Origin of the sequence: Marinobacter sp. MMG032, assembly GCF_040112695.1 — a bacterium.
GTDB lineage: Bacteria > Pseudomonadota > Gammaproteobacteria > Pseudomonadales > Oleiphilaceae > Marinobacter > Marinobacter salsuginis.
On the sequence record NZ_CP157803.1, the window covers coordinates 19822 to 32812 of the forward strand.

The 12991-nt window shown below is 55.1% G+C and carries 16 protein-coding genes; 15 read left to right on the plus strand and 1 reads right to left on the minus strand.

Annotation, left to right across the window (positions count from 1 at the left end; all coding sequences use genetic code 11):
• The first annotated feature begins 526 nt into the window (after window positions 1-526).
• The 15 genes from ABNF92_RS19540 (at window position 527) to ABNF92_RS19610 (ending at window position 12611) form a co-directional block, all read left to right on the plus strand.
• Complete coding sequence (locus ABNF92_RS19540) at window positions 527-2236, plus strand: hypothetical protein (RefSeq protein ID WP_222535030.1); 1710 nt, start codon at window positions 527-529, stop codon at window positions 2234-2236.
• 885 nt (window positions 2237-3121) lie between these two features.
• Window positions 3122-3808 (plus strand): hypothetical protein, encoded by a 687-nt coding sequence (locus tag ABNF92_RS19545; protein WP_062787278.1) that lies wholly within the window; start codon window positions 3122-3124, stop codon window positions 3806-3808.
• Between the two features lie 184 nt (window positions 3809-3992).
• Window positions 3993-4406: an antirestriction protein gene (locus tag ABNF92_RS19550; protein WP_222535031.1), complete on the plus strand. Its 414-nt coding sequence runs from the start codon at window positions 3993-3995 to the stop codon at window positions 4404-4406.
• Window positions 4407-4662: 256 nt separating this feature from the next.
• Entirely contained in the window at window positions 4663-5013 is a 351-nt protein-coding gene (locus tag ABNF92_RS19555) for a hypothetical protein (RefSeq protein ID WP_222535032.1), read from the plus strand.
• The gene (locus ABNF92_RS19560; RefSeq protein ID WP_222535033.1) at window positions 5010-5225 is read left to right on the plus strand and encodes a hypothetical protein; all 216 of its coding nucleotides are present in this window, start codon (window positions 5010-5012) and stop codon (window positions 5223-5225) included. Before ABNF92_RS19555 ends, ABNF92_RS19560 begins: the two co-directional genes overlap by 4 nt.
• Before the next feature lie 48 nt (window positions 5226-5273).
• Window positions 5274-5483 carry a hypothetical protein gene (locus ABNF92_RS19565; RefSeq protein ID WP_222535034.1) on the plus strand — a complete coding sequence of 70 codons (210 nt, stop codon included), beginning with the start codon at window positions 5274-5276 and terminating at the stop codon, window positions 5481-5483.
• Window positions 5484-5558: 75 nt separating this feature from the next.
• Window positions 5559-6074, plus strand: a complete 516-nt coding sequence (locus ABNF92_RS19570; RefSeq protein WP_222535035.1) for a heavy metal-binding domain-containing protein — start codon at window positions 5559-5561, stop codon at window positions 6072-6074.
• Between the two features lie 730 nt (window positions 6075-6804).
• On the plus strand, window positions 6805-6945 hold the full coding sequence (locus tag ABNF92_RS19575; protein WP_156484316.1) for a hypothetical protein: 141 nt from the start codon (window positions 6805-6807) through the stop codon (window positions 6943-6945).
• Window positions 6946-6997: 52 nt separating this feature from the next.
• Entirely contained in the window at window positions 6998-7204 is a 207-nt protein-coding gene (locus ABNF92_RS19580) for a hypothetical protein (RefSeq protein ID WP_222535036.1), read from the plus strand.
• A 114-nt stretch (window positions 7205-7318) separates the two neighbouring features.
• Window positions 7319-7735 carry an antirestriction protein gene (locus ABNF92_RS19585; RefSeq protein ID WP_062787272.1) on the plus strand — a complete coding sequence of 139 codons (417 nt, stop codon included), beginning with the start codon at window positions 7319-7321 and terminating at the stop codon, window positions 7733-7735.
• A 55-nt stretch (window positions 7736-7790) separates the two neighbouring features.
• On the plus strand, window positions 7791-9407 hold the full coding sequence (locus ABNF92_RS19590) for a DNA cytosine methyltransferase (RefSeq protein WP_222535037.1): 1617 nt from the start codon (window positions 7791-7793) through the stop codon (window positions 9405-9407).
• Window positions 9408-9461: 54 nt separating this feature from the next.
• Window positions 9462-9710, plus strand: a complete 249-nt coding sequence (locus tag ABNF92_RS19595) for a hypothetical protein (RefSeq protein ID WP_222535038.1) — start codon at window positions 9462-9464, stop codon at window positions 9708-9710.
• 232 nt (window positions 9711-9942) lie between these two features.
• Window positions 9943-10659 (plus strand): DUF4942 domain-containing protein, encoded by a 717-nt coding sequence (locus ABNF92_RS19600; RefSeq protein ID WP_349344122.1) that lies wholly within the window; start codon window positions 9943-9945, stop codon window positions 10657-10659.
• Window positions 10660-11342: 683 nt separating this feature from the next.
• Window positions 11343-12206: a zincin-like metallopeptidase domain-containing protein gene (locus tag ABNF92_RS19605; protein ID WP_222534963.1), complete on the plus strand. Its 864-nt coding sequence runs from the start codon at window positions 11343-11345 to the stop codon at window positions 12204-12206.
• 72 nt (window positions 12207-12278) lie between these two features.
• On the plus strand, window positions 12279-12611 hold the full coding sequence (locus ABNF92_RS19610; protein ID WP_062786994.1) for a DUF3768 domain-containing protein: 333 nt from the start codon (window positions 12279-12281) through the stop codon (window positions 12609-12611).
• Between the two features lie 43 nt (window positions 12612-12654).
• Here the strand turns inward: ABNF92_RS19610 and ABNF92_RS19615 are convergent, their stop codons facing one another.
• Complete coding sequence (locus ABNF92_RS19615) at window positions 12655-12804, minus strand: hypothetical protein (protein ID WP_305967411.1); 150 nt, start codon at window positions 12802-12804, stop codon at window positions 12655-12657.
• Between the last annotated feature and the right edge of the window lie 187 nt (window positions 12805-12991).

Below are 12991 nucleotides of genomic sequence, written 5' to 3' on the forward strand. Positions count from 1 at the left end.
CCCTTTTTATAATCTTTTATACTGTACTACTTTTTCTCTTTTACTGCTTTTCGGAAGGTCTAACCATTTGTTTTAGAACGGAAAAAATAGCCAAAAAGGGAGAGTTTTATGGTCAAAGGGGAGACCAGTATGGCAAAGGGGGTAGAGGGTTATGGTTAACAAGGGGAGAGCAATATGGTGTCTGGGGAGAGCAATATGGTGAGGGGGAGGGAAATATGGCAGTTATCCACAAGTGGAAGATCCCTGCCATTTCGCAGCAAGTTCGAGGCATTTGTGAGCAAGGCATTCAGTGCCTGAGAGGCCTCAAAGTGTAAAGGGGAGAGATTTATGGTCGGTAAAGGGGAGAGATTTATGGCTGGACGTTGTTGGTGATCTCATCAGTTTCCGTACGGAAATTTCCCAATAATGATGGTTGTCCGACAGGTTAGCGTAGTCTCTGCCCTCCCCTGCCCCTGTGTTGGTATAGACTGGTCTGAGCGCCTGTCCGGTATTCATCAATTCATTCAATGCGGAATTTGTCTGTCGCGTGAGTTCAGAAACCAATAACCGCCCTGCCCTGAGCAAGCTACGAGTGCCCTTTGGTGAAAAGGATGGCCGCTTGTACCGTCCAGAGACTGTGGACCGGGGCAAGAAGTGTGGCTGCCATTGTCCTGAGTGCAAGGTTCCGTTGATTGCCAAATGCAGTGTGGCTGGTCGCTTCTATTTTGCTCACCATCGCGGCGCCGAGTGCCCTGGTGGGTACGAAACCGCCCTGCACAAGATGGCCAAGCAGATCCTCCTGGATGCCGGTCGAGTGTGGTTGCCGGAGCGGGATGTGTTGCTCTCCTTTCCCCTGGTGTTCGGCGAAACACTTTCGGAAACACTGCACTTCGACCCGCGTGAGGTCCATTTCGTATCGGCCGTCTCTGAGAAACGGTTGGACAATGGTCTGACGCCTGACGTGACTGCCCTTCTGAAGAACGACGCCGAGTTGCATATTGAGATTCTGGTTACGCACGCTGTCGAGGAAAATAAGAGCCTGGCGATTGATAACGTTATGGAGATTGATCTTAGCTGGTTGTCGGAGGAAACCGTGCTGGATTCGGTCGCGCTGGAAGCTGAGGTACTGAAATCTGCGCCCCGTTGGTGGCATCGGTGCTCTTTGATTGACGAGCTACCGAAGGTTCATGCCGTACGGAAAGCGCTGGAGGCCAGGGTACCGATCGAGATCAAACGCCTCGAACGGCAGCGCGAACGGGAGGAGGCGGCCAAACGTAAGAAGGAGCGTGCGGCACAGCAGAAGGAGGAGCGCAAACAGGCCCTGATTCGTAAGAAAGCAGAAGCCCGGGAGCCGTTTGAGATCGCGTTAAGAAACCTGGAGCAAGTGGAATCCATGGGCTGGCTGACTCTGGGGGACCGGTTGGCGGAACGTGCAAAGCCCCGACTGGAAGAGATTGCACGGCGCTTGAGATTCGAGCCAGAGAAGTGGCCGACGTTCATGGATGTCAGTGTTCAACGGGAGTGGGTGTTCAAAGAAGATCGGCGACTTTGGCAAAGCGCGGTGTTTGAGTCTCTGATTCTGGATAAGAAACCGGGCTATATTTTCTCGGTGGCCCAGGCGCTGGCCTATGCCGAAAAAACCGCCGGCGTTCGTGAATGGGCCTTGAAGCTGAGCCAACTCAAGCAGGCCCATCTGAAGCAGCCTTACAACCAACGCAAAGATTACGAGTTACGTGGGGTGTGGTTTTTGACCCCTGCCGAGAATAATGCCATCCGGTCGCCGTACGCGGTGGTTCTATCGTATCTCAAGAAACTGTGTAAGCGTGGCGTGCTTGCCGAAGAGCGTCCGGCCAAGACATTTCGGGTTTTGGCTTCCGGACCGGATATCTGGACGGCTCACGAAAAGGAGCAAAGACAGGTCAAGGCCAAGGCTGTCCGGGCGGAAAGAGGACGAGCGACTTTGCAGGCGTTGCTGGGAGATATATTCCCGGAAGATGAAAAGTATCAGAAGGTTGAGCAGGAATGGCGGGCGCGCAGGGAAGACGTCACTCAGCGGCTCGATTACTCCGTCAACGATGCCAACGCCATTGCCGCTGCCGGTCATGAGACTGCGTTGTTCTGTCTGAGCTGCAAACGGCACCAGTTGCCGACACCAATAAACGAGTGTCCTGTTTGTTACAGTCATCGAGTTCGGGTGGTCGAGCTTACGGAGGATTATCTTCGCACCTTGCTGCACCGCCTCAAGTGCATGCCCTGAAAAGCTCTGTCAGAAGTTGGGCTCGGGGTTGAACCTGGATGTTGCCTCCCAGTGTTTGAGAAGGTTGTGGATTTGGATATTCAGTGCGATCCCTGCGGGCCGGGCTGCTCCGGGTTCGCTATTCGCTCATCCCGCCGTTGGCGGGACTGACGCCCTCCGTATCCCTATCGTTCTCGCCGTCCCGGCGACCAGGGCTGTGCCCTGAACCCTCTACCTGTTCGGCAACAGACTCTTCACCGCCGGTTGTCACCGGCACTTACGAGACTGTTTAACGCCTCTCTGTTCGCGGTCGTGAGCCTTCCAGGCCGTTGGCCCTCCAGGTTCACCACCGCAGTAGGATCCCCGCGCAGCGGGGCCCCGGGTGTGGTCAACAGACGCTGGCGCGACTGTTAAGACGACCACACGAAGGCCAAGTGGCGCAGCCACCTGGCCGGAGGGGTTTCAGCTCCCGCAGTTCGATCCCGACCTTCCTTCATCCGTTATGCACCCTCAGCCACCGGACCAGCCCTGGCAAGGTCTACTCGCTGCGCTGCGTTCCACCTTGCCAGGGCCGGCCCGGCGTCTGCTTCGACGGGTGCGGATGAAGGGCGGTCGGGATCTACCAGGCAAGCGGGGGTCTGGTCGCATCACCAATAAGGCGCGGGCCGTTGGCCCGGCTGGTGTTTATGCCGGGCGCCGCCCGGACCCGGCGGAATCCGGACATTCAGGATCAGGGGTTAGGAGTCAACAAAATTGGAAAATTTCCGTACGGAAACTTTTGCTCAAAATCGGGTAAATCCCTTGATAATAACACCGTAACGGTGTTAATATATGTGGGTCGGTTAGGGAATCCACCACCACATTTTCCCGCCGATTTACCTTCGACTAGACAAGAGAGAGTAGGTTATGAGATCCGTTTCCCTTACTGACGCCCTGACCACCCGTGAAGCTTGGCTTCAGGCTTTCGAAGATCGCGAGGTCTATGTGAAGAATACCTTTGCCCATGTGCAGCGGTTCGGTATTCACGAGCACGATTTTAACCTGGCGATCACAGATCTCGGCTACGCCATGAAACGCGGCAAGGAGTGTCGGCGTTGGATTATCCATGGTCATAAATCCGCAGTTATCAGCATGCTGGCTATTGCCAACTGGAGTCTGCTGAAGCTCTTTGAAGTTCTGAGTGCGCTGGAGCTTGAAAGGGCAGAGTACCGGAAGCTACAGCCTCACCTGTCGGTTTCGGTGTATCACTTCCCGTCGAAGGAAATTTTCTCCCCAATGGCCTTGTCGGCCATGAATCCACTCGCAGGCTGGCCCCAAAAGTGGACTGTGCCTCACCTGGTTCGGTTGCTGGCTCGTGACCAGTCCTTGCGCGTTGTTTGCGAAGGTCAGACCACCGATGACTCGTTTCTGGACTCTGAGCGCAATTTCAACCGAGGCGAAGAGGTAGACCGGCTTGCGTTCATTCGTGACCTGGTTGAGGACGCCAAATCCTGGAGTGTCCGCCCAACAGCGGGAGGCCTGTCGGTCAGCCAGGGTTATCACGTGAGTTACTTTGTGGCGCTGTCCCATGTGACCGACGGGGCCTGTGCGTGAGGTTTTCTTGCCAGGCCCCGGGCTTGGCAGATTAATCCTGAAAATTTCCGTACGGAAATTCTCGCAGATATCGGTTCCAACAATGGAGAAAACGCCGGTTTGGCGTTGAGACAAACAAGTCGGCAAGGGATTCCACCACCACATTTTCCCTGCCGATTTGCCTTCGACTACAGGGAGATTTGCTATGTGTGTATCCAATCCAGTGATTGAGGTAACGGTTGTTGGTGATGATGAGCGCCTGGACACCTTGCCCACCTATTTTGGTGATCGGTTCCTTGAGGCTGAGAATGCGATTTTTGCGTACATGCGTCATCTTTGCGAAAAATACAGCGGCGGCTACTGGACGTTTTATGAAACCACGAACGGTGCCTTTTTCATGGCGCCGGATATTGAGGGCACGGTAAGGGTAAGTAATCCTGGCAATGGGGCGGAAGCTGAGGTGAGTTGGCAAGCGGCGGGGTTGATCGCCTGTGTTTTTGCCGTTAATCACTGTGTTTGGACCTATCGCACTGACCAATTTGGTGAGCAGTACGACCGGTTGATGGCGTACGTCTACGATCATCCGGAATCCTGGGACATCTTGCTGTTGATTGATTAACCTGGAACGAGCATCGGCGCTGAGGGGCCCGAATTTCCGTACGGAAATTTCAGGAACTGCGCTCTTGGCAGGTACAGTTTACGCGTTCAGAGATATCGTTATGGTTACGTTTCAGGGAATGTCGCTTGCGCTCTTGTTCCTGATCCGTGGGGGAGGGGAGAGGTGGCCCTGCAAGCCACCACGCTCAACAGGGCCGGTGTCCCTTCGACTAGAAAGAGAACGAAATCATTATGACTGTATCGCCCGGGAGGCACAAGTGAATGAAAACGCGAAGAAACGGTGGGGACGGGGAGCCCCGGTGCACCCCACCGACGCCAACATTGTGTCGACGTGGCGGCGGCTGATGACTGACGGAGGAGCTTTGCCATTGTCAGATGCTTTGAAAAGCTTGAACCAGGACCTTGGCACGAACTACAGACATGATCGGATCACCGCCTGGGAGCAAGCGCTTGGCGGCAGAAAGCCGAATGTCCAGGTATACGAGTACATGTTGTCTGTCGTGATACCGCTTTTGCTTGAGCAGTGGAAGCGCGGGGAAATCAATGAAGGGGATATAGTCGCAGCGGTGGCTTTGCCGCGCACTGATTCAGAGGTAAGGGGAGAATGATGGAAGCAATGGAGTTGCCGGATCTGTTCGATGTTTCAGAGGAACAACCTGAGCCTTTAACGCATATTGTTGAACACTACGCGGTGCTTCTGGATGTGGGCGACCGGGATGGCTACCAGGTGTGCGCCGAGTTTTTGAGGGCGGTCGAAAGGGTAGGGTATACCTTCTCTTACGGGCTTGATGGTGTACCTTATGGCTTGAGATTGCTCTGATCCGGAACGACAGAGGTTGTGCTTCCACCCAAAACAGGAGAGTCGACTATGGCAACAACAATGTTCTTTGAAGAAACCATTCGAGACCAGGGCGACAAGGAAACGATGGATGTTGAGCTGGGCCGTTCTTCCTTCTACGACGAAGACAGCATTTACCTGAAGGTCGATGGCAAGACGGTCATTATGGATCGAGCAACTGCAAAACGCTTTGTGGACGCCGTGGTGGGTGTTGGGCTTTACCATGGGTTCGTGGACTAAAGTTGGAAGAATCATAGACTTCGAGCGACTGGGCCTGTGTTCAGTTACGGCTCTTTCTCGTTAAGGGGTGGTGTAGTGGGAAAAGTTTGCCTGAAGTGTGACTACGAGCGTAAGCCGGAGGACCGAGCGCCGGACTGGCAGTGTCCGAATTGTGAGGCGGTTTACAGCAAGATCGAGGAGGCGGTTAAGAAGGGGATTGATGTCAAGAAACCCCAGTTGACGCCCAAGCGCGAGCTCTCTGAAAGGTTGTCGACGATGATTGTCACGACCACGCCGACACTTCCAGGAGCCGAGGTAGACAAGGTGCTCGGAATTGTCGCAGGCGATAGCACCTATGCGTTCAGTTCAATTAATGAATTCTTTGGAAGCATTGGACGAGCGGTTGCCGGCTCCGGGCAGAGTTATGGCACCGAGTCTCACCTGGTTCGCTGTCGGGAAGAGGCTTTGAAACGACTGCGGTTTAATGCAGCGAATCTGGGCGCTGATGCCGTGATCGGTGTTTCAGTTAACGTTGTCGAGTTCAGTGGTGCCACGGATAACGGGGTTGTGGTGATATCCGCCACGGGCACGGCTGTTAAGGTTGTAGGCTGAGCCAATCGTTTTTGAGAGTTTCCGTACGGAAATTTCGGTATCTAATGTTCAAATCTGTGGGGTCAGACGATCCCTGCGGGCCGGGCTTCTCCGGGTTCGCTATTCGCTCATCCCGCCGTTGGCGGGACTGACGCCCTCCGTATCCCTATCGCTTCCGACCTCCGGTCGGGCAGGCCGCTGAGCGGCCCGCAGTAGGCTCCCCGCGCAGCGGGGCCCCGGGTGTGGTCAACAGACGCTGGCGCGACTGTTAAGACGACCACACGAAGGCCAAGTGGCGCAGCCACCTGGCCGGAGGGGTTTCAGCTCCCGCAGTTCGATCCCGACCTTCCTTCATCCGTTATGCACCCTCAGCCACCGGACCAGCCCTGGCAAGGTCTACTCGCTGCGCTGCGTTCCACCTTGCCAGGGCCGGCCCGGCGTCTGCTTCGACGGGTGCGGATGAAGGGCGGTCGGGATCTACCAGGCAGGCGGGGGTTTGGTCGCATCACCAATAAGGCGCGGGCCGTTGGCCCGGCTGGTGTTTATGCCGGGCGCTGCCCGGACCCGGCGGAATCCGGACATTCAGGATCAGGGGTGGGAAATCAAGCCTTTGGTGTTTAAAAAAAGAGCCTTATTTATTTACTTAAATGTTCACTCAAATGTTTATTTTTGCTATTATTTACAGGTGGTTAGCGGAAGTTGTTAGCCGCCATGCTCGCCGGTGATTCGAGGCGATTTAGGAGTAATAACAATGGAAAAATCCAAGCTGCAACTGATCGCAAAATATGCCAAGTGGATTGCTGGCATTTTGCTGTTTGCGATTGCTATGGGTGCCGATGTGGATTTTCGCTTTACGTCCGCGGATTGGACGATAGAGCTTCACATTAAGTAACCCTGCCGGGGAGGTTCTGCCTCCCCGTTTTTCTTGGAACAAGGAGCGCAAAATGAAAGCAGGACTGATGTGGTTTTGCATGGTGTTGATCGGGGTTCTCGGCTTGTCAAAGCTGGATATGAGGGTGTCCCTTGGCGATCCCTCTAACTATTTTCACATGGAGTTTCCCCGTGCCTTGGAGCGGCCCTGGCTGGTCTTGGATATTGGGCAGAAACCAGGTGATGAGGTGGTCACAGAATGCGGTGAATTTTCCGTTTAAATATATACCCAAATGTTTACATTATGACGGGATATTGATACTATAAACATGCGGTCAACGAAGGTTGGCCGTCACGTTCGCCGGTGCTTCGAGGCGAGTTAGAAGGACATTCAGATGGTAGATACCCTCTCTCCGGTCGTGACAGCGACCAAGCTCACCGGCCACAGCCGTATGTGTGCCATTCCTCGTTATTTTTCTGCCTATATGGGAGCCGTAGAGCCGGCCATTTACTCGGTCATGGGTGAATGGTGTGGCGATTACACCGGCGCTTACTGGCATTTCTTCAAGCTCTCCAATGGAGGCTTTTTCATGGCTCCAGACCTGCAAGAGCCCATCGAGCTTCAGAACGTTCAGAACTATGCCTCCGAGAAGGTAAGCCAAGAGGCAGCCGGAATCGCGCTGTGTCTGGTGGCATACAACCGTTTGGTCTGGAAGTACCGAGATCCTGTTTTCGATTCGGCGTTTCACAAGCTGCGGGAATACGCACTTGAGCACCGGGAAATGGAAAGCATTTTCAGGCTGATCGACTGACAGGCGCGACCGGCGGCATTGCCGCCGGTTTCTCAGGACTCCAGAGGATACGGTTATGCAAATTCAGGGAAACGAACACGAAATCCGGCATTTTCACTTTTGCTGTGGCTTGGGTGGCGGTGCCAAGGGTATGAACGAGGCGCGCCCCAAGGTTGGTCGCTTGCAGGGGCACTTTCGCTGCCTTGGGGGTATCGATATCGATGCAGGCGCTCTGAAGGACTTTGAGCGGCTGGCAGGGGCTAAAGGAACGCTGATGGACCTATTCAGCCGGGACCAGTACGAGGACTTTCACGGTCGCACTCCTCCTGCTGATTGGGCTGAGGCGACACCGTTTGACATTCAGCGGGCAGCTGGAGGGGAGCGGCCGCATATCGTTTTTATTTCTGCACCGTGTAAGGGGCTGTCCGGCCTGTTGTCAGAGACATTAAGCAAAACAACGAAATATCAGGCTCTTAATCGGCTCACGCTTCGCTGTGTCTGGCTGATGGCGGAAGCCTGGTCTGACGATCCCCCCGAACTGATTATTTTCGAGAACGTGCCGCGGATTGCTTCCCGGGGTAGGGCGCTGCTCGATCAGATTGTTTCGCTGCTCCGAACCTATGGCTACGCCGTGGCGGAAACCGCGCATGACTGCGGTGAAATTGGCGGCTTGGCGCAGTCGCGCAAGCGTTTTTTATTGGTCGCTCGACATCAAGTTAAGGTGCCGCCGTTCCTGTACGAGCCGACCCGGAAACGGTTACGCGGCGTTGGTGAGGTTCTGAGTCAGATGCCTGCACCGGGTGATCCCGAAGCGGGGCCGATGCACCGGGTGCCTTCCCTTCAGTGGAAAACTTGGGTGCGGTTGGCCTTCGTTGAGGCTGGTAAGGATTGGCGCTCACTTAACCGACTGGCTGTAGAGGATGGATTTTTAAAGGATTTCGCCATCGAACGGGTGGAAGGGGAGAGATTTATGGTCGCTTCTCCCGGCTTCAGTGGCGCCAATTACAGCCAATTTGGGGTAATTGACTGGCAGGAAACGGCGGGTGTGGTGACGGGCCAACGGTCGCCGGGGCAGGGACGGTTTTCTGTCGCGGACCCGAGACCGATGGAACACACACGTTGGAAAGGCGGCAAATACCGAGTAACCCGGTTTGATGAGCCTGCCGGGGCGGTGATCGCCGCCAGTACAACCGGTAATGGCGCGTTTGCAGTGGCTGATCCACGCCCTGGTTTTCGGCGCAAGGCCGGAGACAGCTACTTGACCGCAGGGCATTACGGGGTGATTGATTGGACGGCGCCAACGGGTGCTGTGTCATCGTCCGCTGGACATGACAACGGTAAGTGGTCGGTAGCAGACCCGCGTTTACCGGAAACCTCAGACCGACTGGTGACCTGTATTGAAGCGGAGGACGGCACTTGGCATCGACCGTTCACCACGCTGGAGCTTGCTGCACTGCAAAGCCTGATCGAGCCAGAAGAGGTTATTACTTTGTCTGGGGGGTCTGATTCAGATTGGCGGGAGCGTATCGGCAACGCGGTACCGGCGCAGGCCGCAAAGGCTATCGCCGAGGTGATGGGCGAAACGCTGTTGCTGGCTTGGTCTGGCGAAACGTTTGTTCTGGGGTCAACGCCGATCTGGGTTCGCCCGGTGGCGCTGGCGTTGTCGGTCGATCAGTCAGGGGTTCCAGCCTGATCCATCTGAGGGAACCAGGGCCCGGCTAACGCCGGCCCTGATCAAGGAGGCGTCATGGATACGTTGATATATCTGGATAGCATTGAGGGCTTGGCCGACTACGAGCGATTTTCAGTCGAGCGTGATTCGGCTGTGCCGTTCTGGGTGGTGGTGGGTTGGAAACGGAAGGAAGGTACCAAGCTTGCCGAGTTTATTACTTGTCGTCATGCACTGTTGTTCCGGGCGCTGTGTGAATCAACCGCAGCGTTCCGTCAGATCGCCACAGACGCCCGGAAGGGGAGGGGGGCATTGTGTGTCGCGTAATGATAGAAAATCGTGCCACAGCACTCGTGAGGGCGTTTGAGGGCGGTCAGGCTGTGTGCCTAGGTCGGTTGTCCACTCTGGAACTTCGGCTGACGCTTTTGGCAGCCAAAAGGATCGCAATTCGGCGCCGGTTGTTGCGACACGGGGATGGACTATGAGCAGGGACAATTTACCGGTTCGCCGGCTGACAGTTGAACAGCAGATTGAACATCGGCGGCGCTGCCTGGTCCTGGTGGACCAGGCATTAACCGCATTGCGCGAGGCCGATGAGTTATTTCGGGTGGCCACCGGTAATGCACATGGCTTCTTGCTGTTGTGCTCCTCTGAGCATCGCAGGCTGAGTTTTCCTGAGCGGCATTCGTCATTTCTTGAGGCGGTGATGAAACGTTTTGATCGGGACGCGTGGCTGTATTTGATGGAGGCAACCGGGCTGCGTGCATTAATGGATCATGAAGCCGTGGAGAGCTTCCGGAAAGCCCTTGAAACGGATCCTCCGGCATTGGATGGGGATGTCGTTGGGGCAACGTTCAAGCAATTCTATGAGGATCGGGAGAAGACTTTTCGTCGTGGGATCGTGAACGTATTTAAAGGATTGGTTCGGCCCAAGTATCGGTCTCACGATTCGTTCAAAATTGGCCGGCGCGTCATTCTGACGGGAGCGCTCTCGGAGGTTAGCCGGTATGTGAAAAGGCGCTCTGAGCTTGCCGATATTGAGCGAATTTTTTACGTGGTGGATCACCAGCCCCTGCCTGACCCTCAATACGACGCGGCCGCGAGGATTCACATGGCGCAGTCGAAACATGAAACACGCTGTCAGACGGACTATTTCGAGTTGCGGTGGTTTAATAATGGCAATGTTCATGTCTGGTTTACGAGACCGGATCTGGTAGACCGTGTGAACACGCTGATTGCAGACCATTATGGGGAGAGTTTGCCAGGTCAGCGGTGATCGAGATTGAAGTTCATTGGCGATCCCTGCGGGCCGGGCTGCTCCGGGTTCGCTAATCGCTCATCCCGCCGTTGGCGGGACTGGCGCCCTCCGTATCCCTATCGCTTCCGACCTCCGGTCGGGCAGGCCGCTGAGCGGCCCGCAGTAGGCTCCCCGCGCAGCGGGGCCCCGGGTGTGGTCAACAGACGCTGGCGCGACTGTTAAGACGACCACACGAAGGCCAAGTGGCGCAGCCACCTGGCCGGAGGGGGTTCAGCTCCCGCAGCTCGATCCCGACCTTCCTTCATCCGTTATGCACCCTCAGCCACCGGGCCGGCCCTGGCAAGGTCTACTCGCTGCGCTGCGTTCCACCTTGCCAGGGCCGGCCCGGTGTCTGCTTCGACGGGTGCGGATGAAGGGCGGTCGGGATCTACCAGGCAAGCGGGGGTCTGGTCGCATCACCAATAAGGCGCGGGCCGTTGGCCCGGCTGGTGTTTATGCCGGGCGCCGCCCGGACCCGGCGGAATCCGGACATTCAGGATCAGGGGTGGTAAATCAAGCCATTGGTGTTTAAAAAAGAGCCTTATTTATTTACTTAAATGTTTACTCAAATGTTTATTTTTGCTATTATTTACTCATGGTTTAGACGTTAGGTCAGCCATCACGTTCGCCGGTGTATCGAGGCGAGTTAGGAGACTCCCATCATGAAAAAAGATCTTTACGTAGAAATCACCTCTGAATTTTTGGTTGCTTTGAAAGAAGGCGTTAAGCCTTGGGTTTGCCCGTGGGAAAAACGCGGGATGCTGGCGCTTCCGGTCAACATGACTACAGGGAATCCCTACAGCGGAATCAATGTGCTGTTGTTGGCGATGCGAAGCTACCAGGCCGGGTTTACCAGTAACGAGTGGGTGACCTTCAAGCAGGCTAAAGCCAGTGGCGCAACGGTTCGAAAAGGGGAGAAGGGAACGCGTTGTGTGTTCTTCAAGCCAGTAGAGAAAAACGTGGTCAATGAAAACGGCGAGACGGAAACCGAAGCTTATACAGTGATTAACTCGTTTACGGTATTCAATCGGGATCAACTCGACGGTATCGAAAAGCCGGCTGTAGAACCTACCTGGGCGCCTATCGCAGACGCGGAAGCCCTATGCGAAGCATTTGACTGTGTGACAGTTCATGGAGGTGATAGCGCCCATTACATCCCGTCAGTGGATCGTATCCACATGCCAGAACGCGAGCAGTTCGCTAAGGGCGAGGATTATTACGCCACACGTCTGCATGAAATGGCGCACGCGACCGGGCATAAATCACGACTGAATCGGGAGCTGATCGGCAAGTTCGGATCAGACGCCTATGCCTTTGAAGAACTGGTAGCCGAGTTTACGTCCTGGATGGTTTGCAGCCGTATCGGTCTGGAAGGGGAGATGCAGCACAAAAGTTACCTGGCACACTGGATTCGGATTCTGGACTTCGACAAGAAAGCGCTGTTTAAAGCCGCGTCTCTGGCTCAAAAAGCCCATAACTATATGTTGGCTCGCCTGGAGGACGCACAGCAGGATCAAGCCGCATAGATCACAGGGCCCCGCCGGGGCCCTTTTTCATGTTCGCCGGTAAACCGTGGCGAGTTAAAGGGAGCAAGGATCATGAAACATTTTGAGCTTGTCTCTAGAACCAACGATATTTTTCGTAAGACCCTGGCGCGCCGCCTGGGTGTGGTAGCCATAAGCCGTAGGGTGCGAGTTTTACCCGCAGACCGGAAAAGGGAGCTGTTTAACCTGATACGAGGGGAGCACAGTTTTTCTGTGGCGGCCGCTGTTGATTATCACGATGTCGGTGTTGTTCACCTGGACCGGGATCAATATGTTTTCAGGATTGAATACCGGGAGAAGGGCAGTGGGGAAAGGATCCCTGTGAACCAGGTGCATCCGGATCGCTGCTTTCGCGTCCTAAAAATTCTGCATACCTATGAAGCTTGACGGGTTGACCGAGGGGAGGCCGGCGGCCTCCCTGGTCAACTGATCAGGCTCTTTCCATTTCCCCTGTTGCTGGTTGCCCTGTTGCTGGTTGGGTGTCGCCAGAGAATTTCGGCTGCGCCCGTTTCATTTTCGAAATTTCCTTTTCACCCTTCTGCACAGCCTCTTCGATTGCGTCTCGGATGATCAGACTCAAGTCAAAACTCAGTTCCTGGTCAATTTCCTGGATTTGATCCCGCAGGTGATCTGCCCGATTTTTCAGAGAGCGGGGAACCTTGGCCGAGACGGTTACAGAGTCTTCCCTGGTTTTTGCAAACACGGATCCTTTCAAAGCCATATCTAGCCTCTTTTGTTTACCAATGGTTTACCAGATAGCGCCCCGG